This window comes from Neoaquamicrobium sediminum, assembly GCF_040970315.1.
GTDB classification, from domain to species: domain Bacteria; phylum Pseudomonadota; class Alphaproteobacteria; order Rhizobiales; family Rhizobiaceae; genus Aerobium; species Aerobium sediminum.
The window spans coordinates 345,699-370,317 of the sequence record NZ_JAZHFV010000002.1; the positions used below are offsets into that span (position 1 = coordinate 345,699).

The 24,619-nt window shown below is 63.7% G+C and carries 19 protein-coding genes; 10 read left to right on the plus strand and 9 right to left on the minus strand.

What is annotated here, in order from left to right:
- The first annotated feature begins 121 nt into the window (after window positions 1-121).
- The 4 genes from V1479_RS07025 to V1479_RS07040 all read left to right on the plus strand — a co-directional run bounded on the left by V1479_RS07025 (window position 122) and on the right by V1479_RS07040 (window position 5,340).
- Window positions 122-1,024, plus strand: coding sequence for an aromatic ring-hydroxylating oxygenase subunit alpha (locus V1479_RS07025; RefSeq protein WP_368802281.1), 903 nt, complete (start codon window positions 122-124; stop codon window positions 1,022-1,024).
- Window positions 1,025-1,044: 20 nt separating this feature from the next.
- Window positions 1,045-2,742, plus strand: coding sequence for a Rieske 2Fe-2S domain-containing protein (locus V1479_RS07030; protein ID WP_368802282.1), 1,698 nt, complete (start codon window positions 1,045-1,047; stop codon window positions 2,740-2,742).
- 1 nt (window position 2,743) lies between these two features.
- Entirely contained in the window at window positions 2,744-3,403 is a 660-nt protein-coding gene (locus V1479_RS07035; RefSeq protein ID WP_368802283.1) for a glutathione S-transferase family protein, read from the plus strand.
- A gap of 155 nt (window positions 3,404-3,558) precedes the next feature.
- Entirely contained in the window at window positions 3,559-5,340 is a 1,782-nt protein-coding gene (locus V1479_RS07040) for a VWA domain-containing protein (RefSeq protein WP_438620501.1), read from the plus strand.
- A 41-nt stretch (window positions 5,341-5,381) separates the two neighbouring features.
- On the opposite strand, the gene edd is transcribed toward V1479_RS07040, so the two are convergent.
- Genes edd through zwf form a run of 3 tightly spaced genes read right to left on the minus strand, consistent with a single transcriptional unit; the run spans window position 5,382 to window position 9,390 of the window.
- The gene (edd, locus tag V1479_RS07045) at window positions 5,382-7,199 is read right to left on the minus strand and encodes a phosphogluconate dehydratase (protein WP_368802285.1); all 1,818 of its coding nucleotides are present in this window, start codon (window positions 7,197-7,199) and stop codon (window positions 5,382-5,384) included.
- 14 nt (window positions 7,200-7,213) lie between these two features.
- A complete protein-coding gene (gene pgl / locus V1479_RS07050) occupies window positions 7,214-7,912 on the minus strand; it encodes a 6-phosphogluconolactonase (protein WP_368802286.1) in 699 nt (232 codons plus the stop codon).
- An 8-nt stretch (window positions 7,913-7,920) separates the two neighbouring features.
- Window positions 7,921-9,390, minus strand: a complete 1,470-nt coding sequence (zwf, locus tag V1479_RS07055) for a glucose-6-phosphate dehydrogenase (protein ID WP_368802287.1) — start codon at window positions 9,388-9,390, stop codon at window positions 7,921-7,923.
- A gap of 204 nt (window positions 9,391-9,594) precedes the next feature.
- Between zwf and V1479_RS07060 the strand changes: the two genes are divergently transcribed.
- The 3 genes from V1479_RS07060 to V1479_RS07070 all read left to right on the plus strand — a co-directional run bounded on the left by V1479_RS07060 (window position 9,595) and on the right by V1479_RS07070 (window position 13,725).
- A complete protein-coding gene (locus V1479_RS07060; RefSeq protein ID WP_368802288.1) occupies window positions 9,595-11,070 on the plus strand; it encodes an aldehyde dehydrogenase family protein in 1,476 nt (491 codons plus the stop codon).
- An 89-nt stretch (window positions 11,071-11,159) separates the two neighbouring features.
- Window positions 11,160-11,909, plus strand: coding sequence for an SDR family oxidoreductase (locus V1479_RS07065; protein WP_368802289.1), 750 nt, complete (start codon window positions 11,160-11,162; stop codon window positions 11,907-11,909).
- A 43-nt stretch (window positions 11,910-11,952) separates the two neighbouring features.
- On the plus strand, window positions 11,953-13,725 hold the full coding sequence (locus tag V1479_RS07070) for an SLC13 family permease (RefSeq protein WP_368802290.1): 1,773 nt from the start codon (window positions 11,953-11,955) through the stop codon (window positions 13,723-13,725).
- Here V1479_RS07070 and V1479_RS07075 read toward each other — a convergent pair.
- The 4 genes from V1479_RS07075 to aceA form a co-directional block, all read right to left on the minus strand.
- Window positions 13,722-15,008, minus strand: a complete 1,287-nt coding sequence (locus tag V1479_RS07075; RefSeq protein ID WP_368802291.1) for an NAD(P)/FAD-dependent oxidoreductase — start codon at window positions 15,006-15,008, stop codon at window positions 13,722-13,724. The genes V1479_RS07070 and V1479_RS07075 overlap by 4 nt on opposite strands.
- The gene (locus V1479_RS07080) at window positions 15,009-16,442 is read right to left on the minus strand and encodes a glutamine synthetase family protein (RefSeq protein WP_368802292.1); all 1,434 of its coding nucleotides are present in this window, start codon (window positions 16,440-16,442) and stop codon (window positions 15,009-15,011) included.
- Between the two features lie 148 nt (window positions 16,443-16,590).
- Window positions 16,591-16,836, minus strand: coding sequence for an SMc00767 family acetate metabolism repressor (locus V1479_RS07085; RefSeq protein WP_173186949.1), 246 nt, complete (start codon window positions 16,834-16,836; stop codon window positions 16,591-16,593).
- A gap of 40 nt (window positions 16,837-16,876) precedes the next feature.
- Window positions 16,877-18,166 (minus strand): isocitrate lyase, encoded by a 1,290-nt coding sequence (gene aceA, locus V1479_RS07090; RefSeq protein WP_173186947.1) that lies wholly within the window; start codon window positions 18,164-18,166, stop codon window positions 16,877-16,879.
- 226 nt (window positions 18,167-18,392) lie between these two features.
- Between aceA and V1479_RS07095 the strand changes: the two genes are divergently transcribed.
- Window positions 18,393-19,826, plus strand: a complete 1,434-nt coding sequence (locus V1479_RS07095; protein WP_368802293.1) for a helix-turn-helix domain-containing protein — start codon at window positions 18,393-18,395, stop codon at window positions 19,824-19,826.
- A gap of 14 nt (window positions 19,827-19,840) precedes the next feature.
- Here the strand turns inward: V1479_RS07095 and V1479_RS07100 are convergent, their stop codons facing one another.
- Together V1479_RS07100 and V1479_RS07105 are read right to left on the minus strand one after the other, a co-directional pair.
- Window positions 19,841-20,719, minus strand: coding sequence for a LysR family transcriptional regulator (locus V1479_RS07100; RefSeq protein WP_368802294.1), 879 nt, complete (start codon window positions 20,717-20,719; stop codon window positions 19,841-19,843).
- Window positions 20,720-20,903: 184 nt separating this feature from the next.
- The gene (locus V1479_RS07105) at window positions 20,904-21,881 is read right to left on the minus strand and encodes an NADPH:quinone reductase (protein WP_368802295.1); all 978 of its coding nucleotides are present in this window, start codon (window positions 21,879-21,881) and stop codon (window positions 20,904-20,906) included.
- Between the two features lie 113 nt (window positions 21,882-21,994).
- On the opposite strand from V1479_RS07105, the gene V1479_RS07110 reads away from it, so the two are divergent.
- Window positions 21,995-22,948 carry a DMT family transporter gene (locus V1479_RS07110; RefSeq protein WP_368802296.1) on the plus strand — a complete coding sequence of 318 codons (954 nt, stop codon included), beginning with the start codon at window positions 21,995-21,997 and terminating at the stop codon, window positions 22,946-22,948.
- Window positions 22,949-23,036: 88 nt separating this feature from the next.
- The gene (locus tag V1479_RS07115) at window positions 23,037-24,506 is read left to right on the plus strand and encodes a glutamine synthetase family protein (protein WP_368802297.1); all 1,470 of its coding nucleotides are present in this window, start codon (window positions 23,037-23,039) and stop codon (window positions 24,504-24,506) included.
- Window positions 24,507-24,619 lie beyond the last annotated feature (113 nt).

Here is a 24,619-nt window from a genome sequence, read left to right on the forward strand (position 1 = left end):
CCAAGTTTCGGTGCGGTGCTAGTCTCACAAAGCATCAAGATTGCCTCTTTGCAAGGCCCTCAACGAGGATGCACAAAAATTAATCTTGAGCGCGCGAATGCTGCCGTGCGATGATGGTTTTATGAAGCCCGACAAGTTGATCGATCCCGTCACCCGCGACCTTTGGCAGGTCATCGCGGCAGCCGAGGAAGTGCCCATTGGCGCTGTCGAAACGACGCTGCTGCTGGATACGCCGATTGCCCTGACGCGAGACGGCGAGGGGCAGCCGGTGGTGTGGCTCAGAACCGTGGAGGAAGCCGGAGACGAGATCGACGCGGACGAAATCGTCGAGCGGCTCCCGGTTCTGGTGCGCTACGGTTATATCTGGACGAGCCTCGGCAACCCGCCGGCGGACATCTTCCCGATTCCCGAATATGCCGAGCCTGACCGCAAGAATATGAGCTGCGGCTCCATCGGCGTGAACGTCTCCGCACCGCGCGCGGTCGAGAACTTTCTCGACATGGGGCATTTCCCATATGTCCACACCGACATTCTCGGCGCCGAGCCTCATACCGAGGTGAAGGAATACGACGTCGAGGTCTCGGAGGAGCGCGACGAGGTCCTCGCCACGCGCTGCCGCTTCTTCCAGCCGCGCGCCGCGCTCTCGGCGACGGAGGGCATCGAGGTGGAATATGTCTACCGCGTGCCGCACCCGTTCTGTTCGGTGCTCTATAAATCCTGTCCGGAGGACGAAAGCCGCCGCGACGTGATCGCCATCTTCCTGCAGCCGATGACGCAGGACCGATGCCGCGCCCATCTGCTGCAATCGATGGTCGATTCGGTCTCGACGATCACCGAGCTGCGCCGGTTCCAGCAGACGATCTTCGGCCAGGACAAGCCCATCCTGGAAAACCAGATGCCGCGCCGACTGCCGCTCGACCCGCGCGCCGAAACCCCCATCCGCGCCGACAAGTCGGCGATTGCCTATCGCCGCTGGCTCAGCCGCAAGGGCATCGCCTACGGCGTCATTCCTCAAGCCGGCTGATAGCGCATATCGTTGAAACCATGACCCTTTCTATCGACGATGCCCGCTGGCATCCCATCGCCTCCAGTGACGACCTGCCTTTCCGGCACGTCTTCCACGGCCAGTTGCTCGGTCGCGAACTTGCGGTGTGGCGCGCCGACGACGGCAATGTGAACATCTGGGAAAACCGCTGCCTGCATCGCGGCGTGCGTCTGTCGATCGGCATCAACGAGGGCGGCGAACTGAAATGCCAGTATCACGGCTGGCGCTATGCGAACCGCTCAGCCGGCTGCACCTACATCCCGGCCCATCCCGCCGACGCGCCCGCGCGCCGTATCCAGAACAGGACCTATCCCGTGCGCGAGGCATTCGGGCTCGTCTGGTCTGCTCAAAGCGAGGGCGCGGCATTTCCGGACCTGCCTCGAGCAGAGGACGGGACCTGGCTGCCGCTACGGCCGATGCCTGTCAACGCGGCGCCTGAAGATGTGGCTGCGGGCCTTGCCAAGGCCTTCGACGCAGAAGGCCCGCACGGTCTGATCGTGCGCGCCGGCGACGCAGTCTATTTCGTGCAGCCGGTCGATTCAGGCCGCAGCGTGATCCGCGGACTTGTTTCCGATCCGACGGCCGACACGGCCCCACTGTTGCGCGAGAAGAATCGCACTCTGGCGAAGCTGCGCGACCGGCTGGAGCGCGCGGCTGCGCGCAAACCCGCGCCAGCCCCGCTGCAGCCTACCTACGAGAAGGTCTCCGCCGAGCTTGCCACGATGCCCGACATCGCCGTGCCGCACGGCGGCACAATGATCGTCGTCGTCAAGCGGAAGTGGCAGACGGCGCGCGGCGTGACCGGTTTCGAGCTGGCGGACCGTAGCGGCAGCCACCTGCCGACCTTCCAGCCTGGGGCGCATATCGACGTCCATCTTCCGAGCGGGCTGGTCCGGCAATATTCGATCACCAACGGTCCCGGCGAACTGCTGAGCTACGTGATCGGCGTCAAGCGGGAGGAGGTGTCCAAGGGAGGGTCGCATGCACTGGCCGACAGCGTCCGCGAAGGCGACCTGCTGACGATCTCGGAGCCGCGCAACAATTTCCCGCTCCGCCGCGATGCAACGCGCACCGTACTTGTCGCGGCAGGCATCGGCATCACGCCGATCCTTTCCATGGCCCGGTTCCTCGACAAGTCGGACCTGCCCTACGAACTGCACTACTTCGTTCGCGATGCCAACGCCGCAGCTTTCCGTGACAGGCTGAATGCCCTGCGCGGCAAGGTAACGGTGCATGATGCGCTCGCCCGCGACGCGATCAGGCAGACCATCGGCGAAGCGCTCGGCCGCTGGAGCTTCGCCCAGCACGTCTACATCTGCGGGCCGGGTTCGATGCTGGAGATGGTGAGGGCGCTCGCAGCCGATCTCGCCTGGCCGGACGAGGCGGTCCATTTCGAGTATTTCAAGAACGACCGGGTGATCGACGACAGCTCTTCCTTCGAGATCGAGCTTGCCCGCTCCGCCATGACCCTGCAGGTGCCCGCTGGCAAGACCATCCTGGAGGTGATGCGCGAGGCTGGCGTTACCGTGCTTTCATCCTGCGAGCAGGGTGCGTGTGGAACCTGCATGACCACGGTGATCGAAGGCGAGGTCGACCATCAGGACGTCTATCTCAACGAAAGCGAGAAGCGCGCCAACAAGGCGATCATGACCTGTGTGTCGCGCGCCAAATCCGCTCGTCTGGTTCTGGATATCTGACGTGGCCATCAAGCTTTACGATTTCGAGCTGTCCGGCAACTGCTACAAGCTGCGCCTGCTCATGAGCATCCTCAAGGTGCCTTACGAGGTGGTGCCGGTTGATTTCTATCCCGGTCGCGAGCATCGCTCGGGCTGGTTCCTGGAGCTGAACCCTTTCGGTCAGTTGCCGGTTCTGCAGGACGACGAGGAAACACTGTCGGACAGCGGTGCGATCCTCGTCTATCTGGCGCGCAAATACGACAGGTCCGGCCAGTGGTTTCCCGATGACCCGGCGACGATGGCTGAAATCCTGCGCTGGCATGCCGTCGGCGACGACCTGACGTCGACCGTATCCGCCGCGCGGCTGGTGCTGGGCATGTTCTACGACTTCGATCTGGAGAAAGCGCAAAAGGGCGCGCACCGCATCTTCCGCATCATGGACGAACATCTCTGGTTCGGTGAGAAGGAAGGGCGCGACTGGCTTTGCCGGCCGGCCCATCCGACGACGGCTGACATCGCCTGTTTTCCTTATGTGATGCTTTCCGACGAGGCGGAGGTATCCCGCCAGGATTACCCCGCCCTGCGCCGCTGGACCGATCGGGTTCGCCGCGTCCCCGGCTTCACCGTCATGTCCGGCATCTTCCCGGCAGGGCCGGCGCTGGAGGCGCAAGCCGCGTCGTGAGCACCGGCGTGCGAACACCGTGGCAGAGCCAAACCGGAGGTCTTCAGAGCTCCGGCCTAGACTAGATGTACTAGCACCCACTTTGCCGTTGCCGGCCCCGTGATCGTCCATTAGCTTCCGCTGGGGAATTTAGGCGACATGGACACAGGTGGCGGATGCGGGCGATTGTGATGGGTCTTGCTGCGGCGGGAATGGTGGCGGCATCGTCCCTCGCTGCATGGTCGGCTGAACGGACGATTATCGTCCTGGATGCTTCGGGTTCCATGTGGGGCCAGATAGACGGCAAGCCCAAGCTGGAAATCGCACGCGAGACGTTACGCTCCGTATTGCCGACAATCCCGGCCGATCGCGAACTCGGTCTGATGGCCTACGGTCACCGGCAGAAGGGAAGCTGCACCGACATCGAACTGGTGGTCGAACCGGCCGCGGGCACCGCTGACGCCATCGCGGCTGCCGCAGACAAGATGAAGTTTCTCGGCAAGACGCCGCTTTCCGATGCGGTACGCCAGGCCGCGGAGGCGCTGCGTTACACCGAGGACAAAGCCACCGTCGTCCTGATTACCGACGGTATCGAGACGTGCAACGCAGACCCCTGCGCACTCGGCAAAGAACTCGAGCAATCGGGCGTCGACTTCACCGCCCACGTTGTCGGTTTCGGCCTCTCTCGGGACGAGGGCCGGCAGGTCGCCTGCCTCGCCGAAAATACCGGCGGCCGCTATATCCAGGCAAGCGATGGGCAAGGGCTGAACGAAGCTCTCAGCGAGACCGTCGCCGCCCCGCCGGCTTCGGCGCGCGCGGAGCAACCGGAAAAGCCGGAACCTGTCGTCCTGCCCGAGGCGGCTGTAACGGCGCCGGATTCCGCGCCGATCGGCTCAGGCATAGAGGTGTCGTGGACCGGTCCAGGCACGGGCAACGACTACATCGACATCGTGCCCGCGGGATATGATGAAGTGTCCGGCGAGCTTGCCTATGCCTATGTCGATCGCGGCAGCCCGCTGCCGATCCGCGTGCCTGGCAAGGTCGGCGACTACGTCGTGCGCTATGTCTGGGAGGGGCCGGACGGTCGCCACGTGCTGGCTTCGAAGCCGATTGGCGTGATCGACAGCGAGGTTGCGCTTGTCGCGCCACCGAAGGTCTCGGTGGGAGAAGCGTTCAATGTCGAATGGAAAGGCCCCGACTCCGGCGGCGACTACATCGACATCGTGCCCGCCGGCTATACCGAGGTTTCAGGCGAAATTTCCTACTTCTATGTCGAGGGCGGCAATCCGGCGAAGATTGAGGCGCCGGGCAAGGCCGGCGACTACCAGATCCGCTACATCCTCGAGGGGCCGGACGGTCGCCGCATGCTGACGTCGATCCCGCTGGAAGTTTCCGACGCAGCTGTGAGCCTTGCTTTTCAGCCGACTGTCGGCGCGGGCGAGAAGATCGACATCCATTGGACGGGACCGGCTTCGAGCGGCGACTATCTCGACCTTGTGCCCGAAGGTCATACGGAGCCGAGCGGCGAAACGGCCTATTTCTACATCGATGGTTCGCCAGACGGCGAGACGGCGACCATGCAGGCGCCGGGCGATGCCGGTGAGTATCAGGTGCGCTATGTTCTGGAGGCTCCTGGGGGCCGACGCGTGATGGCCAGCCAGCCGATTACGGTGACGCCTGCCGCCGCGACGCTCAACGCCCCCGAAGCCGTGGAGACCGGAACGACGTTTGCTGTTGAATGGACGGGCCCCATGGCCGATCAGGACTACATCGATCTGGTACCTCAGGGGCATTCGGAGATCTCAGGCGAACTCGCATACTTTTATGTCGCGCAGTCGGAGGACGGCACCGCGAAGCTGACGGCGCCTGAAAAACCTGGAGCTTATGAGCTGCGTTACGTTCTCGAAGCACCTGGTGGACGTCGGGTTCTGACCCGGGTTCCGATCACGGTTCAATAAGAGTTCACGCCGGTAGGCAACTCGCCTACCGGCGTGAAAATCTAACCGAAGGCACCTGCACCCGCATCGGCGCGTAGTGCCAGGGCGCGCATGCCGGCGAAAAGTTCGCGGCCCATGCCGAACCCGTTGTCCGAAAGATCCGGTGCGGCGGGCGCGCGGCTCGCCAATACGCCGTCCCCCACCTTGACCTCCAGCGTACCGGCCTCCGCATTGAGGCGGATCACGTCGCCATTCTCGATCCGGCCGATCATGCCGCCGTCGAGCGCTTCCGGGGTCACGTGGATTGCCGCCGGCACCTTGCCGGAGGCGCCTGACATGCGTCCGTCCGTCACCAGTGCGACCTTGCGCCCGCGGTCTTGCAGGATGCCGAGGACAGTCGTCAGCCGGTGCAGTTCCGGCATTCCGTTGGCCTTCGGTCCCTGAAAGCGGATGACGGCGACGAAGTCGCGGTCGAGTTGTCCTGCCTTGAACGCCTCGTTCAGCGCCTCCTGGCTGTGAAACACCAGCGCGGGAGCCTCGATGACACGGTTCTCCGGCTTTACGGCCGAAACCTTGATGATCGCCGCCCCTAGATTGCCTTTCAGCACCTTCAGGCCGCCGCTCGGCTGGAACGGCTTGCCCGCCGTCGTCAGCACCTTGTCGTCGCCGCTTTTCTCGGGGGCCGGTGCGCGCGAGACGGAGCCGTCGTCAGCCAGATGCGGCTCGATAGCGTAGTTACGCAGCCCTTCGCCCCAGACGGTGCGCACGTCCTCGTGCAGCAACCCGTCATCCAGCAGTTCGCGGATGAGGAAGCCCATACCGCCGGCGGCATGGAAGTGGTTCACGTCGGCAAGCCCGTTGGGATAGACCCGCGCCAGCAGCGGCGTTGCGTCCGAGAGGTCGGATATGTCCTGCCAGGTGAGCCTGATGCCGGCGGCAGCCGCCATCGCGACCAGGTGGATTGTGTGGTTAGTCGACCCGCCGGTGGCGTTGAGGCCGACCACGCCGTTGACGATGGAACGCTCGTCGATCATCCGCCCCACCGGCGTGAACTCGTTGCCGAGCGCGGTGATGGCCAGCGCGCGCTTGGCGGCTTCCCGGGTCAGCGCGTCGCGCAGCGGCGTGTTGGGATTGATGAAGGATGCGCCAGGCGTGTGCAGGCCCATGATCTCCATCAGCATCTGGTTGGAGTTGGCCGTGCCGTAGAAGGTGCAGGTGCCAGGTCCGTGATAGGACTTGGACTCTGCCTCCAGCAATTCGGCGCGACCCACCTTGCCCTCTGCATAGAGCTGGCGCACGCGCGCCTTCTCATCATTGGGAAGGCCCGACGTCATCGGCCCTGCCGGGATGAACACCGCCGGCAGGTGGCCGAAGGTCAGCGCCGCGATCAGCAGGCCGGGTACGATCTTGTCGCAGACGCCGAGATAGACGGCGGCATCGAACATGTTGTGCGACAGGCCGATCGCCGCCGACATCGCGATCACGTCGCGCGAAAAAAGCGAGAGTTCCATGCCCGGCTGGCCCTGGGTCACGCCATCGCACATGGCCGGAACCCCGCCAGCCACCTGAGCCACGCCGCCCGCGTCCGCAGCCGCCTGCTTGATGAGCTGCGGGAAGGTTTCGAACGGCTGATGCGCCGAAAGCATGTCGTTGTAAGACGTCACGATGCCGAGATTGGCGACGCGGTCTCCGGCAAGAGCGGCTTTGTCGATGGGGCCGCAGGCCGCGAAGCCATGAGCGAGGTTGCCGCACGACAGCACACTACGGTGTGGGCCGCTGGAGATCGCGGCGTCCACACGCGCGAGATAGGCCTCCCGTGTCGGCTTCGACTGCTCCCGGATACGTGCTGTGATGGCTTCGATCTCAGGTCTGGCTGTCATGGCTGTCCGTCCTTTCAGCCGGCCCAATAGACGGGGACCGGCCTTTCCGCATGGGCAAAAACCGCGCTGACCGGCAGGTAGCCGCCTGGGGCAAGTGCGTTTTCCAGCACCGCGCGTTTCTCTGCCCCTTCGATATGCAGCGCGAGGAAGCGCGCTTCCAGAAGACGCCCCAGCGAGAGGGTCAGCCGCGGCTCGCCGGCGCTGTGAGCGTGAACCGGCAATACGAGAGCCTCGTTGTCCGGATCCAACAATGCGTCGAGATTTCCGGCGTCGGGGAAAAACGATGCGGTGTGGCCGTCCGTTCCCATGCCCAGAATGGCGGCATCGAGGGGCATCGGGAGATCGCGCAGTTCTGCAGAAGCCGCAGTCGCGGCTTCTTCGGCGTTCGCATCCTTATGGTAGAGACCAACGAGCCGGGCGGCATTTGCCTTGCCTCGCAGAAGCCTGGTCCGCACCAGCGCTGCGTTGGAGCGCGGCGAGCTTTCCGGAACAAGCCGTTCGTCCACGAGCGTGACGATTACGCGTTTCCAGTCCAGCGGCTGTTGCGAGAGCGCGTCGAAGAAGAGCCCGGGGGTCGTGCCGCCCGATACTGCCAGCAGTGCCGTCCCGCGATCCTTGATCGCGGCCGAAAGAACACGCGCTACCTCTGTCGCCAGCGCGGTCGCGAGCTGTTGCGACGAGGAATAGATTCGCCAGTCTGGAGATGCAGCCATCTCCAGACTCACATGCTCTCGTGCCAGGTCCGCCCGTCGCGCTCGATCAGCGCGATGGACGCAGAAGGGCCCCATGTGCCGGCCGTGTAACCTTGCACGGTGTGGCGGTTTTCCTCCCACGAGGCCTGGATCGGATCGATCCACTGCCATGCCGCCTCGACCTCGTCGCGGCGCATGAACAGCGTCTGGTTGCCGCGCACCACATCCATGATGAGGCGCTCGTAGGCATCCGGGTTGCGCACCTCGAAGGCGTCCGCGAAGCTCATGTCGAGCGGCACGTGACGCAGCCGCATGCCGCCGGGACCTGGGTCCTTGATCATGATCCACTGCTTGACGCCTTCGTCTGGCTGAAGCCGGATGACGAGCTGGTTGGCGGTGACGACACCGGCGCTGTCGTCGAAGATCGAGTGCGGCACCGGTTTGAACTGGATGCAGATTTCCGAGACGCGTTCGGCGAGGCGCTTGCCCGTGCGCAGGTAGAAGGGCACGCCGGCCCAGCGCCAGTTGGCGATCTCTGCCTTGATGGCGACGAAGGTTTCCGTGTCGCTGTCGTTGCCGAGTTCCTCGGCGTATCCCTTTACCGCACCGCCCGCCGATGCCCCCGCCTTGTACTGGCCGCGCACCGTCAGCTTCGGCGCCTCGTTGCCGTTGATCCGCTTCAGCGAGCGCAGGATCTTCAGCTTCTCGTCGCGCACCGCGTCGGCATCCATGGAGGAGGGCGGTTCCATCGCCATCAGGCACAGAAGCTGCAGCATGTGGTTCTGCACCATGTCGCGCAGCGCGCCGGCCTTGTCGTAATAGCTGACGCGGTCTTCGAGCCCCACCGTTTCCGCGACGGTGATCTGTACATGGTCGATATGCGCCGAGTTCCACAGCGGTTCGTAGAGCGTGTTGGCGAAGCGCAGCGCCATCAGGTTCTGCACTGTCTCTTTACCGAGATAGTGATCGATGCGGAAAATCTGCTGTTCGTTGAACACGCAGCCGATGGCGTCGTTCAGTGCCCGCGCCGAGGCAAGGTCGCGGCCGATCGGCTTTTCCACGACGATGCGCGGATCGCCTTCATTGAGGCCGTGTTTGGCGAGATGCCCGGCAATGTCGCCGAAAAGGCCCGGGGCCACGGCGAGGTAGAAGGCGCGCACGGCTGTGCTGTCGCCGATGGCCTCCTTCAGCCGATCGAAACCTTCGCCTGATTTCGCATCCACCGGCACGTAGGAAAGCCGCGCCAGGAAGCTGTCGAGCTCGCCATTGACGATTTCATCGGGCTTCACATGTTCGGTGATCGCCTTGCGGGCGAATTCCCGGTACTCGTCATCCGACAGCGAAGAGCGCGACGCGCCGATGATGCGGGTCGGCTCCGAAAACTGGCCGGCCATCTGACGCTGATAGAGCGCCGGCAGCAGCTTGCGTTCGGCGAGATCGCCGGTGCCGCCGAAGATGATGAAGTCGAACGGGTCGACGGGGATGATCTGGCTGGTCATGTCGGTCGCGGGAATCCTGCACTTCGCATCTGCAAAAAGGCGTATAATCTAATCGATTTAAAATGGCCAGTGCCGATATTCGGCTGTGTAGCCCTTGACACCTTTTGCCGCGCTGGGTTTGTCACGCGGCAAGACTGGTCCATCGCGCCCGCGCTTTCAAGCCGATAGGACCGGCACGATCGCGAACGCTGGAGACTGTCGACCATGGGCACCCCCTTTTCCCGCACCGTCGCCGAAGGCGCAGCCTTCATGAACCTCATCGACGGCAAGCCGGCCGATTCGCTTTCCGGGATGCGTATCGACGTCGCGTCGCCGTCCGATGGGAAGGTGTTCTCATCCATTCCCGCATCCAATGCAGCCGACGTCGACCGCGCGGTCAGGTCGGCTCACGAGGCTTTTCATGAAGGGCCGTGGAGCCGGATGCCGGCGGTGGAGCGCGGGCGCTGCCTGACGCGCCTGTTCCAGCTCGTCGAGAAGAATGGCGACGAACTGGCCGCGCTCGAATCGCGTGACACCGGCAAGCCGGTGCGGCAGGGCAGGGCGGATGTGACCGCCACCATGCGCTATTATGAGTTCTATGGCGGCGCGGGCGACAAGATCCACGGCGACACGATTCCGTTCCTGGACGGATATACCGCGCTGACGCTGCGCGAGCCGCACGGCGTCGTTGCCGGCATCATTCCCTGGAACTATCCGATGCAGATTCTGGCCCGCGTTGCCGGTGCCGCTCTTGCCATGGGCAACACGCTGGTGGTGAAGCCGGCGGAAGACGCATCGCTCACCACGATCCGCATTGCCCAGCTCGCGCTGGAGGCCGGCGTGCCCGAAGGTGTCTTCAATGTCATCACCGGCTATGGCCGCGACGCAGGCGCCGCACTCTCCTCCCACCCGCTGGTCGACTACGTCACTTTCACGGGTTCGCCGATGACCGGCACGGCTATCCAGCAAGCGGCGGCCGTCAACAATCGCGGCGTGACCATGGAACTTGGCGGCAAGTCGCCGCAGATCGTGTTCGCCGACGCTGATATCGAGGCAGCACTGCCGGTGCTGGTCAATGCGATCATCCAGAATGGCGGCCAGACCTGTTCTGCGGGCAGCCGCGTGCTGATCGAGAAGCCGCTCTACGAACAGATAGCCTCGGCTCTCGCAGAGCGGTTCTCCGCACTTGTCGCCGGTCCGCATGACGCCGACCTCGACCTCGGGCCACTCATCAACAAGTCGCAGCAGACCCGTGTCGCGGCGATGATCGCGGCGGCCAGGGAAGCGGGCGTATCGGTGCTTGCCGAGGGTTCTGTTCATGCCGATGCACCGGCAGGCGGCTACTACCAGGCGCCTGTGCTGTTCGGCGCCGTCGATCCGCGCGCTGCGGTCGCGCAGGAAGAGGTCTTCGGCCCGGTGCTGACACTCTTCCCGTTCGAGGGCGAGGAAGAGGCGATCCGTCTAGCCAACGGCACCGAGTTCGGTCTTGTCGCCGGCATATGGACGAAGGACGGCGCCCGCCAGCACCGCGTCGCCAAGCGCGTGCGTGCTGGGCAGGTGTTCATCAACGGCTATGGTGCTGGCGGCGGCATCGAGCTGCCATTCGGCGGCTTCAAGAAGTCCGGCCATGGCCGCGAAAAGGGGTTCGAGGCGCTTTACGACATGTCGGCAACCAAGACGGTCGTCTTTAATCACGGCTGAGCGGATCGAAATCCGTCGGTTTGTATTGTGTGACTGTGCCCGCCACTGAAGCGAAAGGCGGGCAACAAGCAAGAAGGAAAGCAACGCATATGGCACGTCTGCAGGACAAGGTCGCGATCATAACCGGCGCCGCGTCGGGTTTCGGCGAGGGCATGGCAAAGCGCTTTGCCGAAGAAGGTGCGAAGGTTGTTGTTGCCGACCTCAACGTGAAGGGCGCCGAGCGGGTTGCCAGGGAGATCGGCGAAGCGGCCGTGCATGTGCAGACCGACGTATCGTTGAGGTCCGAGATCGACGAGATGGTCGCCGCAGCCATGGATGCCTTCGGCCGCGTCGACATCATGGTCAACAATGCGGGCTATACGCACCGCAACGGCGACATGCTCTCGATCGAGGAAGAGACCTTCGATCTGATAGCCGCCGTAAACATGAAGGCGATCTACTATTCCACCCTGGCCGTTGCACCGATCATGGAAAAGCAGGGCGGGGGATCGATCATAACCACCGCCTCCACGGCGGGCCTGCGGCCGCGCCCAGGCTTGACCTGGTACAACGCCTCCAAGGGTTGGGCGATCACCGCCACCAAGTCGATGGCAGTCGAGCTCGCACCGAAGAACATCCGCGTCAACTGCCTGTGCCCGGTGGCCGGCGAGACCGGCATGCTGGCGCAGTTCATGGGCGAGGACACGCCCGAGAGGCGCGCGCAATTCCGCGCCTCGATCCCGCTCGGGCGGCTCTCGACGCCGCTCGACATTGCCAATGCCGCGCTGTGGCTCGCTTCTGACGAAGCGGCATTCATCACCGGCGTCGCGCTCGAGGTCGATGGCGGCCGCTGCATCTGAGCAACTCTCTCGACCCCGCTCCCGATAGACGCCGAGGCACCGCATGACTTACGAGCAGATTTTCCTCTTCTGCCTGCTGGGGGTGGTGTTTGGCTTTCTGGTGTGGGGTCGCATTCGTTACGACCTCGTCGCCTTTGCAGCACTTATCGTTGCCGTGGTTGGCGGCGTCGTCGAACCGCACGACGCCTTTGTCGGCTTCGGGCATGAAGCGGTCGTCATCATCGCGCTGGTGCTGATCGTTTCGCGCGCGATGATGAATGCCGGGGCCGTGGAGTTGATCGCGCGGGTCGTGCTGTCCTCGGGACGCTCGCTCTCGTCTCATATCGGCTTCATGTCGGTCATCGGTGCAGGCCTTTCGGCCGTTATCAACAATGTGGCCGCGCTGGTCATGTTGATGACGCTCGACATCGAGGCTGCCGAAAAGGCCAAGCGACCTGTTTCCCAATCGCTCATGCCGTTGTCGTTCGCGACCATCCTCGGCGGCATGATCACCCTGATCGGAACGCCCCCCAACATCGTCGTGGCCGAGTTCCGCGGGCGCGCCCTTGGCGAACCCTTTTCGATGTTCGATTTTTCTCCCGTCGGCCTCATTTGCTCGATCGTTGGCATTGCCTTCGTGACGCTGGTCGGATGGCGCCTGATACCGACAACGGGACAGGCCGCTGCCGCGGGCGGAGCCGATGAGCCGGGCCTGTTCGTGGCAGAGGCGGGGGTGAAGGAAAATTCCAAGGCGATAGGCAAGCCAGTCGATGAACTTTACCCCCTGGCCGAAGAGCACGACGTCGCCATTCTTGGGCTGGTGCGGCGTGGCAAGCGCCTGCCTGGCTTTGCCGCGAGCGAGGAAATCCGCAAGAGTGACCATCTCGTTCTGGAAGGCGAGCCGAAGGCGATCGAGGCCTTCATCGGCGCCGCCGAACTCAATACGTCGGCGTCGGAAAAGCACGGCGGAATTCGCGGTCAGTCGCTTGTTCTGGTCGAGGCGATCGTGCCGGACAATGCGCGCATGGTGGGACGCACTGCACTCGATTTGAGGCTTCTGTATCGGCGCGGCGTTACGCTGCTTGGCGTTTCCCGACAGGGCAAGCGGTTTCGCGAGCGCGTCCGCAAGCTGACGATCAAGCCCGGCGACGTCGTGTTGCTGCTTGGCCCGGAAAGCCGGGTGATGGACGCCACGGACTGGCTCGGCGTGTTGCCGCTGGCTGACAAACGTCACACGGTCATTCAGCGCGGCAAGGCGTTTTTTGCCGTGGCGGTCTTTGCGGCTGCTGTCGCGTCGTCGGTCATGGGCTTCGTGCCGCTTGTCGTCGCGCTGGCAGCGGCGGTGGCGATATACTGCCTCTTCAACGTCGTCGCGGCGCGCGAAGTCTATGAATCGGTCGAATGGCCCGTGATCGTGCTGCTGGCTTCGCTCATTCCGCTCGGCCTGGCGCTTGAGACGTCGGGAGGAACCAAGCTGATCGCGGATTCGATCCTGTCGCTGACAGGTGCGCTGCCTGCCTGGGCGATCCTCACGATCCTCATGATCGTAACCATGACCCTGTCCGATTTTCTCAACAATGTTGCGACCGCGCTGATCGCTGCACCGGTCGGTTTGTCGATCGCCCAGGGTCTGAATGTGTCGCCTGACCCGTTTCTGATGGCGGTCGCGGTTGCCGCGTCCTGTGCCTTCCTGACGCCTATCGGGCACAAGAACAACACGATCATCATGGGACCGGGCGGCTACCGCTTCGGCGATTATTGGCGGATGGGTCTGCCTCTGGAAATCATCATAGTGGCGGTCTCGGTGCCGGCACTGCTCTTTTTCTGGCCGCTCTAGATCCTGTCGCGCAGCGCATACCAGTTGAGGGCGAGGAAGAGCAGCGGCGCGCGCAGGCGTCGCCCACCTGGAAAGGGCGGTATCTTCAGGTCTTCGAACAGCTTCAGCCTGTCTCGGTTTCCCGCGACCGTCTCGGCGTAGAGCTTGCCCACGAAGTTGGACAGCATGACACCGTGACCGGAATAGCCGCCGGCGGAAATGACGTTCGGCATCACCTCGCGCACAAATGGCTTGCGCGGCATCGTGATGCCGACATAGCCGCCCCACGAATGGGTGATCTCCACGTCCTTCAACGCGGGGTAGATCTCTGCGATCTGCCGGCGGATGTGCACGGCGATGTCCTGCGGATTGCCCGGCGCATAAATTTCGCGCCCGCCGAAGAGTAGGCGCCCATCCTTGGACTTGCGGAAGTAACGCACCACAAAACGTGAATCGTCGACCGCCTCGCCGCCGGGAATGACCGGACTGTCGCTGCCCAGCGGCACTGTGGCCCCAATGAACGAACCGATGGGCATCACGTGCGACGCGCTCTCGGGCTCGAGGTTCCCGCCATAGGCGTTGACGGCGATCAGCGCCTTCTGGGCGGTAATCGTTCCCGAAGGCGTCGTGACGCGCACTTTACCGCCGTGGTTGGCGATGCCTGTGGCCCTGGTCTTCTCGTGGAGTTGCGCCCCCGCATCCGCGGCCACACGCGCGGTGCCGATGACCAGCTTCAGCGGATGGATATGGCCGGTGCCGGTATCGCGCACGCCACCGAAGTAACGGTTGGAGCCGAGCCGTTCGGCCGTCTCTGCGGCGTTCATGAAGTTTAGGTGCGGATAGCCGAAACGCTCGGCCATAACGTCCGGATGGGCCCGGTAATCGGCCAGATAGCGCTTCTTGTGCACGACCGACATCTGGCCCGGCGCGTAGTCAATCTCGATGCCGTTCGCCTCGGCGAAACCCAGCAGATGTGCCTTGGCCTCTTCTGCCAGCTCAAAGAGGGCGCGGGCACGCGTCAAGCCCAGCTCCGCTTCGAGCTCTTCCCCCCAGGCGCGCTGGCCTGTTCCCAACTGGCCGCCGTTGCGACCGGAAGCGCCGTCGCCGAAGCGGTGCGCTTCGATCAGCACGACATTCGTACCGGCCTTGGCCAGATGCGCTGCTGCTGACAGGCCGGTGAAGCCGCCGCCGATGATGACGACGTCGGCCGAAACGTCGCCGTCGAGCGCCCCATATTCAGGTCGCTCGCCAGCGGTATCTTCATACCATGAAAAGCCGGGAGAGATGGGGGATTGGTAAGGCATTCAGACGTTCAACAGCAGATATTCGCGTTCCCACGGGCTGATAACTTCCATGAAGGTCTCGAACTCGGCCTTCTTGATCGCAGCGTAGGTTGAAACGAAGGGTTCGCCCAGCATGTCGCGCAACGCGTCGTCGCTCTCGAAAAGGTCCACCGCTTCCAGAAGACCGCGCGGCAGCTCGATCTCGTCCTCGTTCACCGATGTCCCCACGGGCGCATCGCACGGCACCTTGTTGATCATGCCGATAAGCCCGCAGGCCAGCGAGGCAGCGAGTGCGAGGTAGGGGTTGGCGTCTGAAGATGGAATCCGGTTTTCCACGCGGCGCGCCTGTGGGTCCGAGCGCGGCACGCGAAAGGCTGTGGTGCGGTTGTCATATCCCCACTTCGTGTTGACCGGCGCGGAGGCTGCCTGAGTGAGCCGGCGATATGAGTTGACGTAAGGCGCCAGCATCACCAGCGCGTTGGGAATGTGGCGCTGCATACCGCCGATGAAATACCCGAAGGCTTCGGTTTCGCTGCCGTCATCGGCTGCAAAGATATTCTTTCCCGTCTTCCTGTCGACGATCGACTGGTGAATGTGCATGGCCGAGCCGGGCTGTCGCTGGATCGGCTTTGCCATGAAGGTTGCGTAGGTCTCGTGCTTCAGCGCGGCCTCGCGGATCGTGCGCTTGAACATGAACACCTGATCGGCGAGTTCGACAGGATCGCCATGGCGCAGGTTGATCTCGAGCTGCCCGGCGCCTTCCTCATGGATGAGCGTGTCGATCTCCAGACCCTGGCCTTCGGAGAAGTGGTAGATGTCGTCGATCAGCTCGTCGAATTCGTTGACGCCGGCGATGGAATAGCCCTGTCCGCCGCCGATGGCGCGACCGGATCGGCCGACCGGCGGTTCGAGCGGGTAATCGGGATCGGGATTCTTGCGTACGAGGTAGAACTCGATCTCCGGGGCAACCACCGGGCGGAGTCCGCGATCGGCGTACGCAGCGACCACACGCTTGAGCACATTGCGCGGAGTGAACTCGACCGAGCGCCCGTCCTGGTGCACGAGATCGCAGATGACCTGCGCCGTCGGATCGCTCTCCCACGGCACGACGGAAAGTGTCGACAGGTCAGGCAGCAGCTTCAGGTCGCCGTCATCTTCCGGGTAGGTGAAACCGTTGCCGTCTTCCGGATAATCGCCCGAGATCGTTGTCATGAAGACGGCCGAGGGCAGAGCGAGCGATGTGTTCGAGGTGAACTTCTTCGATGGCATCATCTTGCCGCGCGCCACGCCTGCCTGGTCGGGCGTGATGCACTCGATGTCCTCAATGCCGCGCCAGTCCAGCCAGCCGGACGCTTCCTTCCAGTTCTTCACGCCCCTTTGGCTTTGCACGAATGCAGGTATGCGTGTCCTGCCATTGCGGCTGGCAGGCCGGGCTTCCTTCTTCTGGACGGGCATCAATCACCGGTGGGTCGTTTGAGATATGCCAGTATAGCCGGGCCCGGTGAGCGAAGGAAAGGGGGGCTCAGGTGTTGACGCGGTCGATCAATGCGAAGGGCGGCGTGTCGACACGCCGCCCTTCATCGGTTTTGTAATGTCGGTCGGGTCAGGCGGCGTTGCGCGCCTGGGTCACGATCACCGGCACCAGCAGGTCGCCCCAGTTTCCGTCGCCGCCATGGTGGCGAGCCGAGCGAACGAGCTCGACCGACACGCCCGCCTCCACCGCCTTCATGACGGACTGATTGAGCCGGTGCAGGTCGTTCGCCACCATGCGGATGACGGCCTGCTGGTCGATGTTCATGCTCGAGGACTGTTCCTCGGCCCTTTCCTTGACACGGGTTCTGGGCGCCATTGGTCTTCTCCTTCGGTATGCCCTTGGGCGGTTGATCCGGTTATTCCGCCGCCGGGCGGAACTGGTCGTGTTCGGTCGATTCCTTCATGGCGGTGGTCGACGACTGCCCGCCGGTGATCGCCATGGAGACGGCGTCGAAATAGCCGGTGCCGACCTCGCGCTGATGCTTCGTCGCCGTGTAGCCGTTTGCCTCGGCCGCGAACTCGGCTTCCTGCAGCTCCGAATAGGCGGCCATCTGCCGGTCCTTGTAGCCCCGCGCCAGCTCGAACATGCCGAAGTTGAGCTGGTGGAAGCCGGCGAGCGTGATGAACTGGAACTTGTAGCCCATCGCGCCCAGCTCGCGCTGAAACTTGGCGATCGTCGCGTCGTCGAGGTTCTTCTTCCAGTTGAAAGACGGCGAGCAGTTATAGGCCAGCAGCTTGCCCGGGTGCGCCTTGTGCACACCCTCGGCGAACTTGCGCGCCTGCTCGAGATCGGGCTTCGAGGTCTCGCACCAGATCAGGTCGCAATGCGGCGCATAGGCCACCGCGCGGGCGATGCAAGGCTCGATGCCGTTCTTGACGTTGTAGAAGCCTTCCACCGTGCGGCCGGCGTCGTAGTCGACGAAGGGCTTGTCACGGTCGTCGATATCGGACGTCAGCAGCTTGGCGGCTTCCGCGTCGGTGCGAGCGATCACCAGCGTCGGCGTACCCATGACGTCGGCGGCGAGCCGAGCGGCGTTGAGGTTGCGGATGTGGGCCGCAGTCGGGATCAGCACCTTGCCACCGAGGTGGCCGCACTTCTTTTCGGATGCGAGCTGGTCCTCGTAGTGCACGCCCGCAGCACCGGCTTCAATGAAGGCCTTCATGATCTCGAAGGCATTGAGCGGGCCGCCAAAACCAGCTTCGGCGTCGGCGACGATCGGCGCGAACCAGGTATCGACCGACAGGCCCTTGCCTTCGGAGGTCTCGATCTGGTCGGCGCGCTGCAGCGTGCGGTTGATCCGCTTTGCAAGTTCGGGTGCTGCATTGGCCGGATACAGCGACTGATCCGGATACATCGCTGACGCCGTGTTTGCGTCGGCGGCAACCTGCCAGCCCGAAAGGTAGATCGCCTTGAGGCCGGCGCGCACCATCTGCATCGCCTGATTTCCCGAAAGCGCGCCCAGCGCGTTGACGAAGTCTTCCTCGTGGATGAGCTGCCACAGCCGGTTGGCGCCGTTCTCGGCCAGCGTATGCCGGATTTGGACGGAGCCCCGCAGTCGCTTCACGTCCGCAGCGGAGTAAGGGCGCTCGATGCCATCATAGCGGCCCTCGGGAGCGGAAGGGACGAGGTTGTAAAAATCAGTCATTGCAAACTCCGTGGCAATCTTTGCTATTCGTCAGGAGCCAATTTCGTCGACCCCGTATGTGACGAGATTTACATTGCGCTGCCGAAGACGACGAGGAAAATCAGGAAAAGGCTGCAAAGATTCGGGTTAAGCTGTATTGCGTTTGACATCGACGGTCTGTAAATTTGTAAAAAATGTAAATACTGCCAGATGGGCAAAGTTGTAAAATCTGGTCAAAGGCAGCGAGATGGCTGAGCAGAAAATATTCGCCGGGCCGCGCATTCGCCGGATCCGCAACGCGATGGGCCTGACCCAGACCGCGATGGCGGAGGGGCTCGGTATCTCACCCTCCTATCTCAACCTGATCGAGCGCAACCAGCGTCCGCTGACCGTCCAGCTCATCCTGAAGCTCGCCTCGGCCTACGACGTCGAGCCGGAAGCTCTGCAGGGCGAGGCTGGCGGTTCCGTCGCCGCGCTGCGCGAGGTGTTCGCCGATCCGTTGCTTTCAGGTGAACTGCCGAGCGACCAGGAACTGCTCGAGGTGGCCGAAGCCGCGCCCAATGCGTCGGCTGCGGTCGTCAAGCTGTTCCGCGCCTACAAGGAGCAGGCGGAGCGGCTGTCCGATCTTTCGGAACTGCTCGCGCGGGAGGGACGCGCGACCACGCTTTCCTCAGCCCGCTTGCCCATCGATGAGGTGCGCGAGACGTTCGAGCGCCGCCCGAACCATTTTCCGACGCTGGAGGAGGAGGCCGAGGCCTTCATCCAGCTCCTCCAGCCCGGCGACGATCTCTATGCCGCGCTGAAGGAATGGTTACGTCGCGATTACGGCATCGTCGTCAAGGTACTGCCGGCCGCCACCATGCCGAACTGGCGACGGCGCTACGACCGCCATTCGCAGCGCCTGTTCATCTCGGAGCGGCTGTCGCCCTTCGACCAGTTGCGCGAGGTGGCGATGGAGGCCTGCCTCATCCGCATGCAGGTGGCGGTGGCCGCCGAGCTGAAGGCGCTGAAGCTCGGCAGCGACGAGGCGCGCCGGCTTGCCCGCTTCGAGCTCGGGCGCTACGCGGCCCAAGCGCTGATGATGCCGTATGCGGCGTTTCTGGCTGCGGCACAGCGCGCCCGTTATGACATCGATGTGCTGCGCTCGCGTTTCGGTGTATCCTTCGAGCATGCCGCGAACCGGCTCACCATGCTGCAAAGGCAGGGCGCGGCGGGCGTGCCCTTCTTCATGCTCGAGGTGGATAATGCGGGCAACCGCTTCCGTCGCGCCGGCGCGCAGGGCTTTCCGCAGGCCCGCTTTGGCGGGGGATGCCCAAAGCTCGCCGTGCATGCGGCCTTCGCTCAGCCGGGGCAGGTGCTGGTTGAGGCTGTCGAGATGCCGGACGGCGCCGAGTTCCTGACGATCGCGCGTACGTTGGAAGGGCCGCAAGGCGGCTTCAATGAGCGCCCTCGGCGCACCGCGATCCTGATCGGTTGCGATATCGCTTTCAGGGATGAGGTCGTCTACGGCGCGGCTCTCCCGGCTTCGTCCGGCAAGGGGCCGGTGCCGTCCACGCCGGTCGGGGCTGCCTGCCGGCTGTGCGAGCGGGTCGGTTGTCTCGCGCGCGCCGAACCGCCGGTCACACGGCCGCTCGGCCTCGACGAGATGTCGACCGGCCTCAGCGCGTTCGATTTCCAGTAGCAGCAGCCTGGCTTCTACGCCCCGCCGACCGGCCGCTCGCCCTGGAACAGCGGCGCGTGAGCGCTGACCAGTTCCACGATGCGGTCGATGACGGTTCGCACTTCGGCGCGGTGTCGATCGTCATTGTGCATGACCAGCCATTGCGCGCCGCGCAGCTCTTCGATCTCCTCGCCTGCGCGCTCCAGCAGCGGGTCCCGGTCGCCGGCAAAACAGGGTAGCAGGCCCTTGCCGACACCGACGCGAACCAGATCGTGCAACGTACGCGGTGAGTTCGCCCAGGCGACGACATCGCCCTCGGCATGTTCGGCAAGCCAGCGGGCCGAGCGGGTCACCATATCCTCCGGTGCGATCGCAACCCACCCTTCCTCCCGGCCCGGATGCGAGTGGCCACGGGTCCGGAAAGGTGCCTGCGCGACCGTCACCGTGCGCCTGCCGGCAAGGTTGGGGCTTTCCGGCGGCGCATTGCGGATGCCGATTTCCACTTCGCGATGGGCGATGTCCAGCTTCGCCTCGGTGGCCTTGAAGGCGATGCGGAACGGGTCGTCAGGGGTCCACAGCCGGGCGAAATTGTCGGCGAGGAAGTTGGTCGTCCAGGTTCCGGACGAGATGCGGACCAGCGGCCGCCTGCCGCCCATATCGAGCCAGTCGTCGATCGTCCGCGCGCCGTCTTCCATCGTGCGCGCCTTGATGAGGAGCGATTGCCCGTCGGCGGTGAGTTCGTAGCCGGTCTGACGGCGGATGAAGAGTGGCCGGCCCACCGCCTGCTCCAACGCCAGCATCCGCCTGCCGATCGTGGCGGGACTTGATCCATGCGCCTTTGATGCTGCCGAAAGCCCGCCGCCGCGGGCGACTGCGATGAAAAGTTGCAGGTCGTCCCAGTTGATGTTTTTCATCAGTGAAACATGACATCCGGATTTCCGGCGTTCAAGCGCCGAATGGCCACTCCTATCTTTCAGTTACGAAAGAATTCAGGAGATGTGCTATGGATTTCATGACAGCTCTTGTGCTCCTCCAGCACGAACTGACGCGAAAGTCGCAACAACAGCGGGATTGGACGCTCGACACGCCCGAGCCCGATCATCCGACGGTGAGAACCACGTTTCCAGTCAGTCGGCCGCCTTCGACGGCCTCGTGCGCGGCAGCGATCTCGTCGAGCGGGAAAGTCGCGCCGACGGAGTGCTTGAGTGCGTCCGCCTCGAGCAAACGGGTAAGTTCGTCAACCGCCGCCGTCCTCTCGTCAGGCAGCAGGTCGTAAACGACGAAGACCGAAAGCTTGAGGCTGCCCCACAACATTGCCGGAAAGGAGATCGGTATCTCGCCGGCGACATTGGACCCATAGCACACCATGGTGCCATGAGGCGCGAGTGCGCCCTTGGGCAACAATGCAGCGGTGCTTGACAGGTCCATGTCAATGATGCCGTCGGCGCCCTTTCCGCCGGTCAGCGCCTTGACGCGCTCGGCGACGTCCTCGTGGCGGTAGTCGATCAGTTCGTCAACGCCGGCCGCCCGGGCATGGGCCTGCCGGACCGGGGAAACGGTGCCAATCACCCGCGCGCCTCGCAACTTGGCGATTTGAACGGCGTAGTGGCCTACGGCGGCGGCTGCTCCGGTTATCAGCAGGGTCTTTCCTTCGATGTCGCCATGCAGGCTCACCGCATGCAGCGCCGTCAGGGCCGGAATGCCGAGACAAGCGCCGACGGCAAAGTCGATGTTCGAGGGCAGGGGGACAGCCTGTTCCTGCGGCACGGCGATATATTCGGCAGCCGTGCCCATCGGCCGCTTCCACTGGCCGTTCCAGACCCAGACCCGCTCACCGACGCGGCTGTTCTCGACGCCTTTGCCTACCGCCTCGATGATTCCTGCGCCGTCCGAGTGCGGGATGATGCGCGGCGCGATCATGGGGCGGCCCTTGCGGCTCTTCACGTCGGAAGGGTTTACGCCGGATGCATGCAGCCGCACCAAAACCTCGCCCGGCCCCGGTTTAGGCGTTTCCATCTCGCCGACTTCCAGAACTTCACGTGCTTCGCCATTCCGGTCGTACCAGGCAGCCTTCATGCCATCCCTCCAGCTTTGCGTGGGTGCCACAACTAGACGAGGTGGCTGGACCACGCCAGCCCCGACCATTCGCGCTAGCGATAATTCCCTTCGTCACGTCTGGAATAGCGGCCATGGCCCACGCAGCGCCACAGCACGAGATGCCGTCCGCAACGCCGGCCGCGCGCGAGGAGCGCATCGGCTTTCTCCTCGTTTTCCTGGCTGCGCTCTGCTGGAGCCTGGGCGGGGTTATCGCCCGTTTCATCGAGGCGGACGATCCGTTCACGTCGATCTTCTGGCGTTCGATCTGGGCTGCCGCGTTCCTTCTTATGTACATGCTGTGGCGTGACGGCTTACGCGGCACGCTGCAGCTCTTCGGCGCCATGGGCCTGCCGGGACTGGCGGTTGCCTGCTGTTTCGCCATCGCGACATCGACCTTCGTGATAGCGCTGTCCTACACCACCGTCGCCAACATCCTGCTGATGCAGGCAGGCGCACCATTGATCGCGGCGCTTTTGTCGTTCCTGCTGTTTGGAGAGCGGATTTCATCGATTACGTGGCTCGCCATCGCGGTGGTCATCGCAGGCGTTGCCGTCATGGTGTCGGATTCGTTGACCGGCAACATGTCGATCGTTGGCGACGGGCTTGCGATCCTGATCGTCTTCGCCTTTTCGGTTGCGACCGTCCTGACCCGTCGTTTCGCGCATGTGCGCATGACGCCCGCCATGTGCCTCGGCACCGTCTTCGCCGCCGTCTTTGCCGCGAGCCAGGCCTCGACGCTGGCGGCCTCCGGTTCCGACATGGCGTTTCTGTTCGTTTTCGGTGCGGTCAATCTGGGACTCGGCCTTGCCTTCTTCGCAACCGGTGCGCGCGTCATCCCCGCCGCCTATGCCGCACTGCTGGCAACGTTCGAAACTCTGTTCGGCCCGGTATGGGTGTGGCTGGTGCATGGCGAGGTGCCGTCGTCGCGTACGCTGATCGGCGGCGCGATCGTCTTTGCGGCGCTGATCATCTACATCGGGATAGAGTTTCGACGCATGTCGCGGCCCGCCCGCCCGGGTGTCAGCGGCATAGCTGCACCGCACTGAGGTGCGCTTCCGCCGCGCCCGTCCCCATTGACAAGCGCGCTGGGGCAGGGGCAGGCTGGTACATCGGCAACAACCATACAGGTCTATTTTGCGTCCAACGTCACCCGGCGTCATCGCACCAGCAAGCAAGCGCACCGTCAAATCCAAAAGAATCGACACCGCCGGCGAGACCGGCAGCAAGCCTCGCGCGAAAGCAAAAGCGATTGGCTTTATCTCGCCCGATCACGAGCGCGAATATCTGGCCTTCGTGGAGGAACATCCGGATATCGAAGCCGTCGAGTTCCTCATGGTCGATCCCAACGGGGTGATGCGCGGCAAGTGGGCGCCGGGCGATGCGTTGAAGAAGGCCTTCGAGGAAGGCGTCAATTTTCCGATGTCGCTCCATGGCCTCGACGTGTGGGGCAGGGAGGTTGAGGAGACTGGCCTTCACATCGAAACGGGCGACAAGGACGGCTATTGCCGCGCCACCCGCGGCTCGCTTTCGATCGTACCGTGGGCCAAGCGCAAGACCGCGCAGGTGCTGCTCCAGACCTTCTCGCCCGAAGGCGAGCCCTTCATGGCCGATCCGCGACAGGTGCTGAAGAAGAAGGTCGCCGAAGCCAACGCCAAGGGCTTCTTCCCGGTCGTCGCGTTCGAGCTCGAGTTCTATCTGCTCGATCCGAACACGGACTGGGACGATGGGATGCCCGCCCCCGTGGGCGCGACAGCCGGGCCTGACCGACTGCGCATGTATGGGCTCGACGATCTGGCCGAGCATGCGGAGCTTTTCGACATGATCCGCGACGCGGCCGCCGCGCAGAGCCTGCCGATCGACACGATCATCAAGGAAGCCGCGCCCGGGCAGTTCGAGGTCAACCTCAAGCACCGGGCCGATCCACTGCGTGCGGCTGACGATGTCATCATGCTGCGCCGCATCGTAATCGGCTGCGCGCGTGCCCACGGGCTGACCGCCACTTTCATGGCGAAGCCCTTCCTCGAATATGCCGGCAACGGCATGCATGTTCATGCCTCGATGCTCGATGCGGACGGCGTCAACATCTTCGGCGGCAAGAAGGGCAGGAAGCGGCTGGAGTCGGCCGTCGCCGGCTTGCTCAAGACGATGCCGGAATCGCTACTTCTGTTCATCAACACCTGGAACGGCTTCCGCCGCATCACGCCCGGCTCCTATGCGCCGACGCGTGCCGTGTGGGCGGAAAACAACCGTTCCGTGGCGTTGCGCATACCGGTATCCAACGACGAAAATCGCCGCGTCGAGCATCGCATCGCGGGTGCCGACGCAAACCCATACCTCGTCATGTCCGCAATCATCCAGGGCATGGTGGAGGGCGTGGAGCAGAAGGCAGTGCCGCCGCCGCCCGTCGAGGGCAACGCCTACGACGACGAAGGGCTCTTCCTGCCGGACGACATGGATGACGCGCTTCAGCTCATGGAGAAGAGCAGGTTCGTCGACAGGGCGCTCGGACCGCTTCTCGCCAAGGTCTACAAGGATTTGAAACGGGCGGAGATACTGGCGTTCTGGGGCGAGATCACGCCTCTGGAGCGAACGACTTATCTTTGATGCAACGCAGCGTTTTCGTGCTTGTCGCACTGCGAAAACGCCAATAGGCTTTCACCCAACAACCCGGCCGTAAACGCAGACAACGAGCCGGGACGGGGCTTACAGAGGAGAAC

What these genes read in the sequence shown, in the direction of transcription:
- V1479_RS07025 (WP_368802281.1), top strand. Translation starts at nt 122, where the DNA reads ATGAAGCCCGACAAGTTGATCGATCCCGTCACCCGCGACCTTTGGCAG.
- V1479_RS07030 (WP_368802282.1), top strand. Translation starts at nt 1,045, where the DNA reads ATGACCCTTTCTATCGACGATGCCCGCTGGCATCCCATCGCCTCCAGT.
- V1479_RS07040 (WP_438620501.1), top strand. Translation starts at nt 3,559, where the DNA reads ATGCGGGCGATTGTGATGGGTCTTGCTGCGGCGGGAATGGTGGCGGCA.
- edd (WP_368802285.1), bottom strand. Translation starts at nt 7,199, where the DNA reads ATGACAGCCAGACCTGAGATCGAAGCCATCACAGCACGTATCCGGGAG.
- pgl (WP_368802286.1), bottom strand. Translation starts at nt 7,912, where the DNA reads ATGGCTGCATCTCCAGACTGGCGAATCTATTCCTCGTCGCAACAGCTC.
- zwf (WP_368802287.1), bottom strand. Translation starts at nt 9,390, where the DNA reads ATGACCAGCCAGATCATCCCCGTCGACCCGTTCGACTTCATCATCTTC.
- V1479_RS07060 (WP_368802288.1), top strand. Translation starts at nt 9,595, where the DNA reads ATGGGCACCCCCTTTTCCCGCACCGTCGCCGAAGGCGCAGCCTTCATG.
- V1479_RS07065 (WP_368802289.1), top strand. Translation starts at nt 11,160, where the DNA reads ATGGCACGTCTGCAGGACAAGGTCGCGATCATAACCGGCGCCGCGTCG.
- V1479_RS07070 (WP_368802290.1), top strand. Translation starts at nt 11,953, where the DNA reads ATGACTTACGAGCAGATTTTCCTCTTCTGCCTGCTGGGGGTGGTGTTT.
- V1479_RS07075 (WP_368802291.1), bottom strand. Translation starts at nt 15,008, where the DNA reads ATGCCTTACCAATCCCCCATCTCTCCCGGCTTTTCATGGTATGAAGAT.
- V1479_RS07080 (WP_368802292.1), bottom strand. Translation starts at nt 16,442, where the DNA reads ATGCCCGTCCAGAAGAAGGAAGCCCGGCCTGCCAGCCGCAATGGCAGG.
- V1479_RS07085 (WP_173186949.1), bottom strand. Translation starts at nt 16,836, where the DNA reads ATGGCGCCCAGAACCCGTGTCAAGGAAAGGGCCGAGGAACAGTCCTCG.
- aceA (WP_173186947.1), bottom strand. Translation starts at nt 18,166, where the DNA reads ATGACTGATTTTTACAACCTCGTCCCTTCCGCTCCCGAGGGCCGCTAT.
- V1479_RS07095 (WP_368802293.1), top strand. Translation starts at nt 18,393, where the DNA reads ATGGCTGAGCAGAAAATATTCGCCGGGCCGCGCATTCGCCGGATCCGC.
- V1479_RS07100 (WP_368802294.1), bottom strand. Translation starts at nt 20,719, where the DNA reads ATGAAAAACATCAACTGGGACGACCTGCAACTTTTCATCGCAGTCGCC.
- V1479_RS07105 (WP_368802295.1), bottom strand. Translation starts at nt 21,881, where the DNA reads ATGAAGGCTGCCTGGTACGACCGGAATGGCGAAGCACGTGAAGTTCTG.
- V1479_RS07110 (WP_368802296.1), top strand. Translation starts at nt 21,995, where the DNA reads ATGGCCCACGCAGCGCCACAGCACGAGATGCCGTCCGCAACGCCGGCC.